General features: G+C 59.4%; 11 protein-coding genes. 9 read left to right on the top strand and 2 right to left on the bottom strand.

The genetic code is table 11. The features are described 5' to 3' along the window. Positions 1-108 precede the first annotated feature (108 nt). Entirely contained in the window at positions 109-1,062 is a 954-nt protein-coding gene (locus AC5S16_RS11880; RefSeq protein WP_493930288.1) for a M20/M25/M40 family metallo-hydrolase, read from the top strand. 258 nt (positions 1,063-1,320) lie between these two features. On the opposite strand, the gene AC5S16_RS11875 is transcribed toward AC5S16_RS11880, so the two are convergent. Next, positions 1,321-3,561 (bottom strand): beta-glucosidase, encoded by a 2,241-nt coding sequence (locus tag AC5S16_RS11875; protein ID WP_493930287.1) that lies wholly within the window; start codon positions 3,559-3,561, stop codon positions 1,321-1,323. Between the two features lie 139 nt (positions 3,562-3,700). Then, positions 3,701-4,453, bottom strand: a complete 753-nt coding sequence (locus tag AC5S16_RS11870; RefSeq protein ID WP_493930286.1) for a class I SAM-dependent methyltransferase — start codon at positions 4,451-4,453, stop codon at positions 3,701-3,703. Positions 4,454-4,471: 18 nt separating this feature from the next. Between AC5S16_RS11870 and AC5S16_RS11865 the strand changes: the two genes are divergently transcribed. The 8 genes from AC5S16_RS11865 to AC5S16_RS11830 all read left to right on the top strand — a co-directional run bounded on the left by AC5S16_RS11865 (position 4,472) and on the right by AC5S16_RS11830 (position 13,928). Further along, positions 4,472-6,964: an ABC transporter permease gene (locus AC5S16_RS11865; protein ID WP_493930285.1), complete on the top strand. Its 2,493-nt coding sequence runs from the start codon at positions 4,472-4,474 to the stop codon at positions 6,962-6,964. Between the two features lie 81 nt (positions 6,965-7,045). Continuing rightward, the gene (locus AC5S16_RS11860) at positions 7,046-8,134 is read left to right on the top strand and encodes a hypothetical protein (protein WP_493930284.1); all 1,089 of its coding nucleotides are present in this window, start codon (positions 7,046-7,048) and stop codon (positions 8,132-8,134) included. A gap of 136 nt (positions 8,135-8,270) precedes the next feature. Then, positions 8,271-9,470, top strand: coding sequence for a type II secretion system F family protein (locus tag AC5S16_RS11855; protein WP_493930283.1), 1,200 nt, complete (start codon positions 8,271-8,273; stop codon positions 9,468-9,470). Positions 9,471-9,488: 18 nt separating this feature from the next. Further along, the gene (locus tag AC5S16_RS11850) at positions 9,489-11,129 is read left to right on the top strand and encodes a GspE/PulE family protein (protein ID WP_493930282.1); all 1,641 of its coding nucleotides are present in this window, start codon (positions 9,489-9,491) and stop codon (positions 11,127-11,129) included. Next, positions 11,129-12,022, top strand: a complete 894-nt coding sequence (locus tag AC5S16_RS11845; protein WP_493930281.1) for a hypothetical protein — start codon at positions 11,129-11,131, stop codon at positions 12,020-12,022. The genes AC5S16_RS11850 and AC5S16_RS11845 overlap by 1 nt, the downstream gene beginning before the upstream one ends. Next, positions 12,023-12,691, top strand: coding sequence for a fimbrial assembly protein (locus AC5S16_RS11840; RefSeq protein WP_493930280.1), 669 nt, complete (start codon positions 12,023-12,025; stop codon positions 12,689-12,691). Beyond that, the gene (locus AC5S16_RS11835) at positions 12,688-13,317 is read left to right on the top strand and encodes a hypothetical protein (protein WP_493930279.1); all 630 of its coding nucleotides are present in this window, start codon (positions 12,688-12,690) and stop codon (positions 13,315-13,317) included. The genes AC5S16_RS11840 and AC5S16_RS11835 overlap by 4 nt, the downstream gene beginning before the upstream one ends. Next, positions 13,317-13,928, top strand: a complete 612-nt coding sequence (locus tag AC5S16_RS11830; protein ID WP_493930278.1) for a hypothetical protein — start codon at positions 13,317-13,319, stop codon at positions 13,926-13,928. Before AC5S16_RS11835 ends, AC5S16_RS11830 begins: the two co-directional genes overlap by 1 nt. Positions 13,929-13,930: the final 2 nt, after the last annotated feature.

Here is a 13,930-nt window from a genome sequence, read left to right as displayed (position 1 = left end):
TCGCAGGTAGCCTGCCCTGAGCGAAACCGAAGGGCGCAGTCCCAGCTATACTGCGCTCACACTATGCGTCATTCATTCCGTCCTGTCTTGGTGATATCACTGCTTGCCGTGTTTTGTCGCGTTACCTTCTCTGAAGAACCGCACTTCTGCAAAGAATGCGTGCATGCCGATGAGGCCTTTCTTGCCTCCGATGTACTGCAGGGACGCGGCAGCGCCACCCGCGATGAACACATCGCCGCCACCTACGCCGCGGCGCTTTTCGAGAGCTTCGGCCTCGAACCGGGTGGAGACAATGGCAGCTTTCTTGAAAAAGCTCCTCTCCCCACTCCTCTTCCCGACCGCATCCAGAAATATCTTTCGCGCTACCAGTCCAGAACGCGCACCGAAACCTGGAACGTCGTCGGCATCCTGCGCGGCTCCGACACAAAGACGCAGCAAGGGGCCATTCTGCTCACGGCGCATCTCGACCATCTGGGCATCGGCCCGGACGTGAACGGCGACACCATTTACAACGGCGCCGATGACGACGCCTCCGGAACGACGGCAGTGATCGAGCTTGCGCGCGCCCTGACCCACGGCAAGCGCCCGAAACGGACAGTCCTCTTCGTTCTCTTCGGCTCGGAAGAGCTCGGCGGCTTCGGCAACCGCTACTTCCTCGATCACTCGCCGGTGCCGCTCGACCACATTGTCGCCAATCTTGAATTTGAAATGATCGGGCGCCCGGACCCGGCCGTGCCTGCGGGAAACTTCTGGCTCACCGGATTCGAGCGCAGCAACCTCGGGCCCGAGCTGGCAAAACACGGCGCGCATATCGTAGCTGACCCGCATCCGGACCAGAAGTTCTTCCAGCGCTCGGACAATTTCGCGCTGGCGAAACGAGGCGTCATTGCTCAGACCATCTCGAGCTATAACCTGCACAAGGACTACCACCGCCCCAGTGATGAAATCGGCAAACTCGACTTCCCCTACATGACGACCGTGATCTCATCCATGGTCAAGCCCGTCCTGTGGCTGGCAAATACAGACTGGAAGCCTTCGTGGAACCCGAATGGAAGACCGTAAATGAATCGGATAGGTTGTGCCTGCTATATAAAATTGTCATCCCGAATGGCAAATTTCAGATTGTCATATTGTCATTCTGAGCGAAGCGTGCGAAGCACGCGCAGTCGAAGAACCTGCAGTTTCGCTTCGGTTGCCACAAACATGGGTGCCCCATCCTGTCGCGTCCTTTGCGACAGGGTGGGAGACCACGAACATTGGCGGCTAAAAAACAAAGCCCATCTTCGCCAGACGATAGACCAGAATAACCCCCAAAAATATCTACTGAAGCTGAAACGTCCCGTGCAGCGGCGTCTCTGCTGACGAAGGCCCGGCTGCAATCCTGTACTCGCCGGGGAGCAACTGCCAGTCGTTCTTCTGCTCGTCATAGATGGAGAGGATCAGCGGATCGACCGTCACCGTTACTGTCTTCGACTCGCCCGGCTCGAGCGACACGCGCTGCCAGCCGACGAGCCGCTTGTAGGCCTCGCCCGCTGCATCAGGAAGCGCGGCATAGACCTGGGCAATCTCGGTGCCTGCGCGCTTGCCCGTATTCCTCACGGTGAAGGTCACGGTCTTCTGCGCGCTGTCGGTCTTCAGTCCGGAATAGGAATACGTTGTGTAGGACAGGCCATAGCCGAAGGGAAAGAGCGGCTGCTTGTGCTCGGCCTCGTACCACTTGTAGCCGACCTTCGCGCCTTCGTCATAAGTGACGCTGTACCTCGACTGCACGTGCGCCGGGCCGTTCACCGCGCCGGTTCCCTGCCCCTCGTCTTCCTTATTCAGAACAGGGATGGTCGCGTGCGGAAGGTCCTGCTCGCTCTTCGGGAAGGAGATGGCCAGCTTCGCGCTGGGGTTCACATCACCGACGAGGATATTGGCCAGCGCACGATGGCCGCTGCTGCCGGCAAACCACGCCTCCACAACGCCGCCGACTTTATCGATCCACGGCATTGTCACCACCGTGCCTGTCTCGAGCACAACGATCGTGTGTGGATTCGCCGCTGCCACGCGGTCGATCAGAGCATCCTGGTTGTCGGGCAGCGAAAGGTTCGGCACATCCATGCCTTCGGAGAGCCACTGGTAAGCAAAGACAATCGCGACGTCAGAGTTCTTCGCCAGCGCGGCAGCGGCGTCGAGGTCCTGTCCGGAGTTGTATTCGACCTTCGCATTCGGCAGCTTTGCCCGGAGCGCCTTCAGCGGCGAGGTCGGAAACCAGATGTGGTCCTGCCAGTGGGTTGCTCCCTTGCCCGGAGGCATGATGGCGTTGCCGCCCGGGGGATCGACCTGCGCCGAGCCGCCGCCTGAGATCATGCCCACATCGGCATGCCCGCCAATCAATGCCACGCTGCGCAGCTTTGCCGGATTGAGCGGCAGAATCGACTTCTCGTTCTTGAGCAGAACGATGCTTTGCTCTTCGACATGCTGCGCCGTCTCGAATCCAGCCTGAACGTCGACTACGCCCTTCTCGACCGGATCATCGACGATGCCCGAGGCGAACTCAGAGCGCAGAACGCGCCGCGCGTGGTCGTCGATCTCGGACATGGGCACGCGCCCGGCCTTCACTGCTTCCTTCAGCTTGGGGCCCATGAAATCGGCCATGGGCTGCTCGTTATCGAGACCGGCTGCCGATGCTTTTTCTGTACTGTGCGTGCCGCCCCAATCTGAAAGCACAAAGCCCTTGAAGTTCCACTCGTGCTTGAGCACATCGGTCAGCAGGTATTTGTTCTCGCAGGCGTAATCGCCATTGATGCGGTTATAGGAGCACATCACCGCTGCTGCATTGGAAATCTGCAGGCCGATTTTGAAGGCGAGCAGATCGCTCTCCTGCATGGCCTTTTTTGAAATCCTGGTGTCTACAATGTTGCGGCCCGTTTCCTGGTCGTTCATGGCGTAGTGCTTGATGTCGCCGACAACGTGCTGCGCCTGCTCGCACTTCATCAGGTTGCCGACCATCGTTCCGGCGAGCAGCGGGTCTTCGCCCATGTACTCAAAGGTGCGTCCGTTGCGCGGCTCGCGCGCCAGATCGACACCGCCGCCCAGCGTCATGTTGAAGCCCTGCGCCCGCAGCTCGCGCCCGATGACTGCGCCGTAATCACAGGCTGCGTCCGTGCTCCAGCTGGAGGCCGCTGCCAGGTTCGATGGCAGCGCTGTCGAGTAGCGGCCGTTCTCGCCGCTCGAGCGCACGCCGTAGGCCGCGTCGGAAATATAAATCGGCGGAATGCCCAGCCGTTCGATGCCGACGACGTAGCCGGCGCCGCCGTTCGAGAGATGGGTCAGCGGCATCTGCCAGTTCCCGGCGTGCGCCATGCCGTTGCCGTGGAGCAGGTCGATCTTCTCGTCGAGCGTCAGCTGCTTCAGCACCAGCTCGGCGCGCTCGTCCGGGGAGAGGCTCCTGTCCATCCAGGGACGATCAGCGGAATGGCCGGCAGCATGGTTGGAATGGTTCTGCGCAGCCACGATCAACGGCATGACTGCCGCAGCGGCCACCGGCAGGCACTTTTTTAACGTACGAATCAGCATGGGTTTTCCTTCAGGGAATCAATTCCGAAGCGATGCTATCGGGGCGAAAATACAGTCGTCAAGCTTAAACGTTTTAGTTCGCTATCAGACAGCTGACAATTCACAAATCAACAAAAGACAATCGTTTGCTCCAGCACCGCTACTTTCCAACCAGCATAATAGCGTCCAGCTCAAAGGAGAAATCCTGTAGAACTCGAAAAGATTCGCGCACTTCCGCCGGGGCTGCATTCCAGAGGGACCGGATCGCCTCTGCGCGCTCATCCGGCGTACCGATGCGCGCGATCCATGAAGTAAATTCGATGAGCACGCGCCATCTCATCCTGACTGACGAATCGAGCCCGGCAGTTTTCAGCAGTGCCAGCCATTCCTGCTCCGGGTAGTCACGCACGTGCGATGGATCGCGCAGCACTTCGATTGCCTGCAGATAGGTATCGAACAAAGGCTCGCGGCCTCCGGCGATGTCGATCAGACTGATCTGTCCGCCGGGCTTCAGCACGCGTCTGATTTCCTTCAACGCCTGCGAGATGTTCCGCCAGTGATGCGCGCTGTAGCGGCTGACCACCCAATCAAAGGAAGCATCCGCAAAAGGCAGGCTCTCGGCGGAGCCGCGCTGCGTCTGGATGTTCGCGAGCCCACGGCGCGCGGCCTCGGCCTTCACTACGGCCAGCATCTCTTCGGTGAGATCATAGGCGACGACTTCCGCAGCATGAGGAGCGGCAGCAAAACTTGTGTGCCCTGCTCCGCAGCCAAGATCGAGCACGCGCGCCTGCGGAGTTGCGGCGATCAGCCGGCCAAGGGCTTCGAGTTCCGCTCCTTGTGCGTGGACCGGGCTTTCGAGATACGCGACGGCAGCTGGTCCAAAGGCCTGCGAGATGGAATCGTTATGTTTCATTTGTTTTCAGCATAAGGAATGCCGGCGATTCTGGTAAACCTTGCCGGGCTCGGCTACCATGTTTGGCTAAGCTCGAAAACCGCGTCCGAAGGAGCGATGATGCAGGATCTCCGCCACGCCTTCCGCCAGCTGCACAAGAACCCCGGCTTCACTCTCACCGCTGTCCTGACGCTCGCTCTCGGCATTGGAGCGGCTACTGCTGTCTTCAGCGTGGCCTATGGCGTCCTGATCGATCCATTTCCTTACAAAGATGTGCACACGCTGGCTACGCCCAAGTTCTGCTCGCCGGATTCTCCGCGCTGCTACTGGGACAACTACACTCCGGAGCAGTTTCTCGAAATCGAGCGGAAGACGGACATCTTCAGCGGCATCACGGCTTCCACGGTCGGCAATGTGACGCTGACGGGCGGCGAGGAGCCACAGCAGGTTCGAGGCAACTACATTACGCCGAATACCTTTGATGTTCTTGGCGTGCAGCCCATCGTAGGGCGGGCGACTACGGAAGACGATGTCCAGCCCGGCCGTGGAGAAGTGGCGCTGCTGAGCTATCGCTACTGGCAGGCGCATTTTGGCGGAAGCCCGGCAGTGCTGGGCCGTGTGCTTACCTTCAATGGGCATCCGCGGACGATCGTTGGCGTGATGCCGCCTCGTTTTCTCTGGCGCGGCGCAGATGTTTACCTGCCTGTCCAGATAACGGGTGCCGAAGAGATTCAGGGAGTTCATCGTTTCACGCTGGTGGGACGCCTCAAGCCGGGAGCCACGGAAGCCCAGGCGACGGCTGAGCTGCAGCCCATTATTCAGGACTTCGCCCGGCAGGATCCGCATCGCTATCCGAAGAATTTCCGGATGGGCCTGATGCCTTTTGCTGAGATGTTTCAATCGGGCCTGGCCAGCACTCTCTATCTGTTGCTTGGCGCTGTCTTTGTCCTGCTGCTGATTGCCTGTGTCAACGTATCCAGCCTGCTGCTGGCGCGGGCGGTCAATCGCGAGCACGAGTTTATCGTCCGGGCCGCGGTGGGAGCCTCGCGTTTGCGTCTCATCCGCCAGGCGCTGACGGAGTCGCTGCTGCTTGCCGTTATCACCATGCCGGTTGCTCTCATTTTTGCTTTTGCCGGACTACAGGCTACGCTGCGCATTGTGCCGAAAGGCACCATTCCCGATGAGGCCGTGGTCACGATGAACTTTCCGGTGCTTCTGGCCTCGATCGGCATTGCTCTGTTGACCGTTCTTGTCTTTGGATTGTCGCCTGCGTGGCACAGCGCGAATCCGCGCCTTGCGGCTGCGCTCGGCAGCGTCCGTACATCGGGCAGCCGCGGGCAGCGCCGCCTGCTGCATGGTTTTGTTGTAGTGGAGATTGCGCTCTCTCTGGCTCTGCTGACGCTGGCGGGATTGATGACGCGGTCCCTGATTGCAGTCGAGAGCGTACCGATTCCCTTCCAGCCTGAACACACTTTGCTGATGCGTGTCCCGCTGAATAAGGACCACTATCCGAAGCCTGACGACAAGGCCCGTTTTTTCCGCGAGCTGCTGGAGCGCGTCAACCATGTGCCTGGAGTCAGCGGGGCCACGGTGGATACGGAGCTTCCCTTCCTCTGGGGCTATGACGTCGATATCCGGGTAGACGGCCAGCTTGCCAAGTCGAATGGAGACTACAGCAACCTGCATCTGACCGATCCGGAGTATCTGAAGGCTTCTACCCGGACCATGCTTGAAGGGCATTTCATCGATGCAAGGGAAATCTCCGGGCAGGCGCATGAAGCGGTGGTTACCGAGAATTTCGTGAAGCACTATTTTCCAGATGGGCACGCGCTTGGCCACACTGTCCACCTGGTGGACTTCACGCCTTTTGGCAAGGACAAGATAGCGGATGATGCGTTTACGATCGTCGGAGTCATGAGCAATCTTCCCGCCTATCAGGGATACACCAACGATCTGCCGCACATCTTTCTGCCTTACTCGGTAGCTCCTGTGATGGATACGCTCATCATCTCGACCGAACTGCCGGCGGACAACCTGGTTCAGCCGGTGCGGCAGGTTGTCTACTCCATGGATAAAAACCAGCCCATCTCCGACGAGATGAGCCTGCGGCAGCTTCTTGATATGTACGGTTACGCCGGGCCGCGGTTTGCTCTGGCCCTGTTCGGGACATTCGCCGGGGCAGCGCTGCTGCTCTCGCTGATTGGGGTCTATGGCGTCCTCTCCTTTGTCACCTCGCAGCGGACGCAGGAGATCGGCATCAGGATGGCGCTGGGGGCTGACCGCGCCAACGTGATGTGGATGGTGCTGCGGCAGGCCTGTTTGCTGGCGCTGTTTGGTGTCGTGGCCGGGCTGCCGCTGGTCTTCTTCGCCGGACGCTTCGCCAAAGGCGAGCTGTTCCATACCTCGCAGCATGATCCGATGACCATTATTCTTGCCGCCTCGATTCTGCCATTGCTGGCGGTGGCGGGAACGTGGCTGCCGGCGCGAAGGGCAGCGAGAGTCGATCCGGCGAAGGCCCTGCGGGCGGAGTGACTGTTTCAGGGCTCAGGAAAAATGCCAGCTTTGGGCAGGCGTTCTTTTCTGCCCTGTAAATGAAAGAGATATTCTGCTCGCATGAAAGCCCTTCTTTTGTTGTTCGCCTTTTGCCTGCTGTCGGGCTCCTCGTACGCGCAGGTTCCGAAATCCGGCCCCTGGGAGATGCAGAACAGCGGGACTACGGCGAGCCTGCGAGGCATCCATGCTGTGGGCGGAGGGGTGGCTTGGGCCAGCGGGACCAACGGCACGGTTCTGCGCACGGAAGACGGCGGGTATATGTGGCAGAGCTGCTCCATGCCGCCGGGGGCGGAGAAGCTCGACTTTCGCGGCATCTGGGCGTGGGATGAGAACACGGCCATTGTGATGTCGAGCGGTACCGGCGATCTGTCGCGGCTCTATAAGACGACGGACGGGTGCTCGCACTGGACCTTGGTTTATACGAATCAGGATAAGGATGGGTTCTGGGATACGGTCCAGTTCTCTGATCGCAAAAATGGCTACCTGCTGGGTGATCCGGTGAACGGCAAATTCGTCCTCCTGCGCACCGATGATGGCGGAGCTCATTGGAAACCGGTAGATTCGCCCGACCTTAGCACAGGCGGGAAGGCGCTTGGAGCGTTTGCTGCCAGCAATTCGTCGCTGGCGATGGTTGGGCCAGTTCTTGGACCCATTACTGTTCCCTGGATAGGTACGAGCGGCGCATTTGTGCTTGCAGGCGGAATCGACTGCGGTATGGAAACAGCGCATCGCAACCCCGAGGCCTGCCTGAAGCATTACGACTTCCAGCGCAGCAAGCTGCCTTTGGCAGATGGCAACACTTCTTCCGGAGTCTTTTCGCTGGCTGTATCCGATGACCACGCCGTAGCTGTGGGCGGCGATTACTCCAAGCCAATTGAATCCGCCGGAACTGCTGCCTGGACCGCTGACGGCGGCGCCCACTGGACGGCAGCCGCGAAGCCCCCGCATGGATACCGCTCCACCGTAGCCTGGGATGCGGATGCCAAGGTCTGGATTGCCGCCGGACCCAACGGCTCCGATATCAGCTACGACGACGGAAAGACCTGGCAGCCGCTCGATGGCGGCAACTGGAATGCTTTGAGCCTTCCCTGGATCGTCGGCCCGAAGGGGCGGATTGCAAAACTGGGGGGTCTTCCGGCTCGAAAATGAGCGGAATAACCCCTGCCTGCGTCTTTCCATCAGACCTGAAAAAGACTTGTCATTCAAAGATTTAGGCGTTTCGGGGATTTCGTGACGCCAAATGAAAGTCTTTTAAGTTCAGCCGCAACTGGTATCGTGGAAGAGGATGGCAGAGTTTGTTGTCAAGCTGGCCGATGAGCGCGGGCGCGTGCTCGAACAGGTGCAGTCCGCTGCCTCCGCCGAGGAGTTGCGCCAGCGCTTCTCGCAGGCCGGGTATTACGTCTATTCCGTCAAGCCGCGCGGCATTGCCGGCGGGCGCAAGAAGGCCAAGCTTGAAGCGTTCCTTATTTTCAACCAGCAGTTTCTGACGCTGGTCCGCGCCGGGCTTCCTATTCTGAGCTCGCTCGAAATGCTGGCAAAGAACCAGAAAAATCCTGCCTTTGCCGCACAGCTTGAAAACGTGGCGGCACGCGTGCGCACTGGCGAATCGATCTCGACGGCCTTCGATGCGCAGGGCGGGTTCCCGTTGATTTACACGACCACGCTGCTCGCTGGAGAACGCAGCGGCAACCTTGAGGAAGTGCTGGGGCGCTATCTCTCGTTTCAGCGCGTGTCGCTCACGTTCAGAAAGAAACTGCAGGCTTCGCTGATTTATCCTGCATTGCTCATCACGCTGGTATTTGGATTGTTCATCTTCCTCATCACTTTCGTGGTGCCGCAGTTTGCCAAGCTCTACGACCAGATCGGCACAAAGCTGCCTACGATTACGCTCTACCTGCTGGCCCTGGGCACGGGAGCGCAGAAGTATCTGATCTACGCTCTGCCCGCGGCTGCACTGATCGGCTATCTGCTCTTCCGCTGGAGCCGCACCGAATCGGGCGCCGACCGCATTGATGGCATACGCATCAAGCTGCCGATCTTCGGCAAAATCTGGCTTAAATATCAGGTGGCGCTCTTTTCGCGTACGCTTTCGACGCTGCTGACCGGCGGATTGCCGCTGGTGCCGTCCCTCGAAACAGCGGCGCGCTCAATCGCCAGCAAGCGCATTGCGAAGGCGGTCTTCTCTTCCGTCACCAGCGTGCGCGAAGGCAAGAGCCTCGCGCGCAGCCTTCAGGGGACCAAGGTTTTTCCTGAGCTTTCGACGGAGATGATCGAAGTCGGCGAATCGACGGGCGCGCTGCCGCAGATGCTCAACTCGGTCGCTGAGTTTTTTGAGGAAGACGTGCAAACCGCGCTGACCGCATCGCTCTCGCTGATTGAGCCGGCGATTCTGATGGTGATGGGCGTGGTGGTGGTGATTATTCTGATTGCGCTTTACCTGCCGATTATCTCGCTCAGCCAGGCGGGCGGGATCCAGTCACATTAAGCAGTAGAGGATTTTTCGATGGCACAAGCACCGGCATTCATTCCGCCCACATTCCCGCAGACGGAGCAGGACGAAACCGCGCGCGCGCAGGCGCTGTCCACGCGTTACCGCTCGGAGTTCGTTGACCTGAAAAACTTCCGCATCCAGCACGATCTGTTCCGCACCGTGCCGGTGGACATGATGTTCCGCTACAACTTTGTGCCGCTGGAGCAGCTGGAAGACAGGCTGGTGATTGCCGTAGCCGACCCGAGCCGCCTGATGGTGCTCGATGAAATTTCGAGCCTGCTGGGGCAGCGCATCACGACCCGCGTGGCTACGCTTTCGCAGATCACCGACCTGTTGAAGAAAACGGAGCAGTCACAGCGCGTGCTTGATGAAGCATCCGAGGGGCTGACGTTTGACGTTCTCTCGAGCGAAGACAACCAGGATGAAAACCTCACGATTGAGAAGCTGACCTCGGAAGAGGACATCAGCCCTATCATCCGCCTGGTGGACACGACGATCTTCACCGCGCTCGAGCGGCGCGCCTCCGATATCCACATTGAGACGTACGATGACGGCGTAATTGTGAAGTACCGTATTGACGGCGTGCTGCAGCAGGCCATGGCTCCGATTGCGCGTGAGCACCACTCGACAATTCTTTCGCGCATCAAGGTCATGAGCGAGCTCGATATTGCCGAACGCCGCGTGCCGCAGGACGGCCGCTTTCGCGTGCGCTACAAGGGCCGCCTGATCGACTTCCGCGTCTCGGTGATGCCGACGGTGCATGGCGAGAATGCGGTGCTTCGCGTGCTCGATAAGGAATCGATGAGCGAGAAGTTCAAGAAGCTCTCGCTTGATGTGGTTGGCTTCGCTGAAGAAGATTTGCGCCGCTTCCGCCGCTATATCAAGGAACCGTACGGCATGGTGCTGGTGACCGGGCCGACCGGTTCCGGTAAAACGACGACGCTCTATGCGGCGCTGAACGAGATCAAGAGCGAAGAAGACAAGATCATTACCATTGAGGACCCGGTCGAATATCAGATTCGCGGGGTCACGCAGATTCCGGTAAACGAAAAGAAAGGCCTCACGTTTGCGCGCGGACTGCGCTCGATTCTGCGCCACGACCCGGACAAGATTCTGGTCGGCGAAATCCGCGATCAGGAAACGGCGCAGATCGCCATCAACTCGGCGCTCACCGGACACCTTGTCTTCACTACCGTGCACGCGAACAACGTCTTCGATGTGCTGGGGCGCTTTCTCAACATGGGCGTTGAGCCTTATAACTTTATTTCCGCGCTGAACTGCATTCTGGCGCAGCGGCTGGTGCGCACCATCTGCGAATACTGCATTCACTCGGTGCGTTACGACGACGAGATACTGCGGAACAGTGGGCTTAACTCTGATGAATGGCGCGGGTTCGAATTCCGTGAAGGCGCGGGCTGCATTGAGTGTGGCGGCACGGGTTATCGCGGAAGAACGGCGATTCACGAGCTGCTCGATCTGACGGATCCGATTCGCGAGATGATTCTGGGCAAGAAGCCGAGCTCGGAAGTGCGCAAGCTGGCGGCGAAGGAAGGCATGCAGTTTCTGCGCGAGTCGGCGCTGGACCGCGTGCGCTGCGGCGCTACCACGCTGAAAGAAATCAACAAGGTTACATTTATTGAGGCGACACGCTGATGGCCTTCTCGTTTCTCATGCCGGATACAAACCGCCGTCCGCAGCTTGCGTGCGAGCTTTCGCCGGAAGGCGCGGCGGCCGCGCGGATGGAAACATCCGGCCAGCCTGTCACTTCTTTCGCACCGCTCTTTGAAGGCGTGCTGATTGCCGGGCTGAAGACGCCGAATATCATCGACAAGGCCGCTGTGGTCGCTGCGCTGAAGCATGCTCTCGACGCAGTGGAGCCTCGCGGGAAACAGCTTACGCTGGTTATTCCGGATGCCGCGGTGCGCGTGCTGCTGCTGGATTTCGACACGCTGCCGGCAAAGGCATCGGAAGCGCTTCCTGTTGTCCGTTTCCGATTGCGCAAGCTCGTTCCTTTTGAAGTGGATGCCGCAGCCGTAAGCTACCAGGTCATGCAGCAGACCTCCGAAGAATCGCAGGTATTGGTCACGGCGATGCCGGGCGATGTTCTGGCCGAGTATGAAGAGGTTGTGCGTCTTGCCGGATACGAGTCGGGGGCCGTGCTGCCCAGCACACTGGCTGCTCTGGCTGCGATCACGCAGTCGGAGCCGGCATTGGTGGTCAACCGCAACGGCAGCTCGGTGACTACAGCGATTACGCGCGGCGATGAATTGCTGCTGCACCGCAGTCTTGACCTGCCCGCTGATAAAGCCGCAAGCGAAGTTGACCTGCGGCAGGCTGTCTCTGTGTCTCTCGCGTATTTTGAAGACACGCTGGTTTCTGTGCCGGAATCGGTCTTCTATGCGGGGCCGGGCGGGGCGGAGGAGCTTGCGCGTGTGCTTGAGCAGGAGCAGTTTCGCGTGCGCGACCTTGTTTCCGCAGCAGTGGCTGCCGATGCAAATATTCCCAAAGGCCTGATGGCCGGAGTTTCAGGAGCGCTGATCAGCTAGATGCGCGTTACCGTCAATCTCGCTTCCCGTCCTTTTGTCGAGCTGCGCCCGATCTATGCGCGGCTCAGGCTGTGGATGGTTATTCTTGGAGTGCTCGCCATTCCGCTGTGGTGGCTGCTGCGTATCGAACAGCAGCGGGCGGTGGCGGCAACAGCCCATGTGCGCGCCATGCAGGATCGCGTTGCGCAGATGCAGCGCCAGCAGCAAAGCTACCAGGCATTGATGCGTCAGCCACAGAATGCCGCCGTTCTCGATCAGTCGGATTTTCTGAATGGCCTTTTCCGGCGCAAAGCCTTCTCGTGGACTTCGACGATGACCGATCTTGAAAATGTGCTGCCGGCCGGAGTGCAGGTGCAGAGCATCGATCCGCAAATGTCGCCGGATGGGCACGTGACGATTCGCATGCGCGTGAGCGGCGCGCGCGAACGCGCTCTCGAAGTGGTGAAGAACCTCGAGCGCTCAAAGTACTTTGCTACGCCGCGGCTTTCGAATGAAGCGCTGGCCACTACTCCAGGCAACAATAGTCAGCAGGCCACGCCGGTGAGTGCCTCGAACGATGTGAACTTCGACATCCTGGCGGATTACCGGCCGCCTTCGGATGAAAATGCACCTTCGAAACAGCCTGTCGAGCAGGCGAAGACGCGAACGCAGAAGGGAGCAGCCCGATGAACCTGCGCAAGCTCTTTACGCTGCTCAATCTGCATATTGCGGGCGTTGCCGTGCTGTTGGTATTGAACCTGGTTCTGTTGACACGCCTCTTTCTGGCATGGCACGCTGCGGGCTCTGACCAGTCGGCTGAGTACGATGCGCAGCACGCTACCTACATGCAGCTGCAAACGCAGATGGCTCACCTTCAAGGATTGCCGCAGAAGGTCGATCTTTCACGCAAGGATGCCAATGCTTTCTTCGACGAGCGCATCGCGCCGAATTACTCGGCAATGTATGGCGAACTGGGGGCGCTGGCATCGAAGAACAATGTCCGCCTGACGCGAGCGCAATATACTTATGCGCCGGTCATTAATAATCTGGTCGAAGCGCGCATCGACGCCAGCCTGAGCGGCGAATATACGCAGCTGATGCGCTTTATCAATGGCATTGAGCGGGACAAGAATCACGTTTTCTTCATCATCAATGCGATCGCCTTCAATGGGCAGCAGGGCGGCATGGTCAATGTCCGGCTGAAGATGACGACTTATCTGCGCTCCTCCGGAGGGCTTCCTGCCTCGACGGATGAGCAGGCTCCGGCGAGTACCCAGGCAGCATCGCTTGAGCCGGAAACAGGGGCGGTGCGCTGATGGCGTTGAAGATCGGCTCGGAAGACAGGAAGAAGGTCGCTATCGCCGGAACGCTGGGCCTGGTAGTGGTGTTCCTGCTGGTTCGTTTTCTTACGGACTACTTCAGCGGGGGCTCCACGCCATCGTCGTCCGCGCCGGCACCGGCTCCCGCGGCGGCGAGGCAGTCGGCTCCGGCAAATGAGGCACATCCGGCGCAAAAGATTCGCGCCATCAACGCCAGCCTGGATCCGGCGCTGCACCCGGAGTGGATGGCGCAGGCAGAATCGCGCGAATACAACGGTAGCGGCCGCAATATTTTCTCGCAGTTCTCGGCTCCTCCGCAGATTGAGAAAGTGAAGGCGCCGATTCGCCCCAACGCCGCCGCTGCTGTGGCACAAGTGCCGCAGGGACCGCCTCCGCCTCCGCCGATTGACCTCAAGTTTTTTGGCTACGAGGCGCACAAGGACGGGACGCGCAAGGCCTTCCTGCTGCATGGCGACGATGTGTTTATCGCTTCGGAAGGCGATGTGGTCGATCACCGCTATCGGGTGATCAAGATCAATCCGTTTTCAGTCGAAGTGGAAGACATTCCATATCACAACGCGCAGCCATTGCAGCTTGTACAGAACTAGAG

The organism is Acidobacterium sp. FHG110202_01 (assembly GCF_059115305.1).
Note: the sequence above shows the minus strand (reverse complement) of the source record. Positions and strands in the feature narration are given on the sequence as shown.

What these genes read in the sequence shown, in the direction of transcription:
- AC5S16_RS11845 (WP_493930281.1), top strand. Translation starts at nt 11,129, where the DNA reads ATGGCCTTCTCGTTTCTCATGCCGGATACAAACCGCCGTCCGCAGCTT.
- AC5S16_RS11840 (WP_493930280.1), top strand. Translation starts at nt 12,023, where the DNA reads ATGCGCGTTACCGTCAATCTCGCTTCCCGTCCTTTTGTCGAGCTGCGC.
- AC5S16_RS11870 (WP_493930286.1), bottom strand. Translation starts at nt 4,453, where the DNA reads ATGAAACATAACGATTCCATCTCGCAGGCCTTTGGACCAGCTGCCGTC.
- AC5S16_RS11875 (WP_493930287.1), bottom strand. Translation starts at nt 3,561, where the DNA reads ATGCTGATTCGTACGTTAAAAAAGTGCCTGCCGGTGGCCGCTGCGGCA.
- AC5S16_RS11830 (WP_493930278.1), top strand. Translation starts at nt 13,317, where the DNA reads ATGGCGTTGAAGATCGGCTCGGAAGACAGGAAGAAGGTCGCTATCGCC.
- AC5S16_RS11855 (WP_493930283.1), top strand. Translation starts at nt 8,271, where the DNA reads ATGGCAGAGTTTGTTGTCAAGCTGGCCGATGAGCGCGGGCGCGTGCTC.
- AC5S16_RS11865 (WP_493930285.1), top strand. Translation starts at nt 4,472, where the DNA reads ATGCCGGCGATTCTGGTAAACCTTGCCGGGCTCGGCTACCATGTTTGG.
- AC5S16_RS11860 (WP_493930284.1), top strand. Translation starts at nt 7,046, where the DNA reads ATGAAAGCCCTTCTTTTGTTGTTCGCCTTTTGCCTGCTGTCGGGCTCC.
- AC5S16_RS11835 (WP_493930279.1), top strand. Translation starts at nt 12,688, where the DNA reads ATGAACCTGCGCAAGCTCTTTACGCTGCTCAATCTGCATATTGCGGGC.
- AC5S16_RS11850 (WP_493930282.1), top strand. Translation starts at nt 9,489, where the DNA reads ATGGCACAAGCACCGGCATTCATTCCGCCCACATTCCCGCAGACGGAG.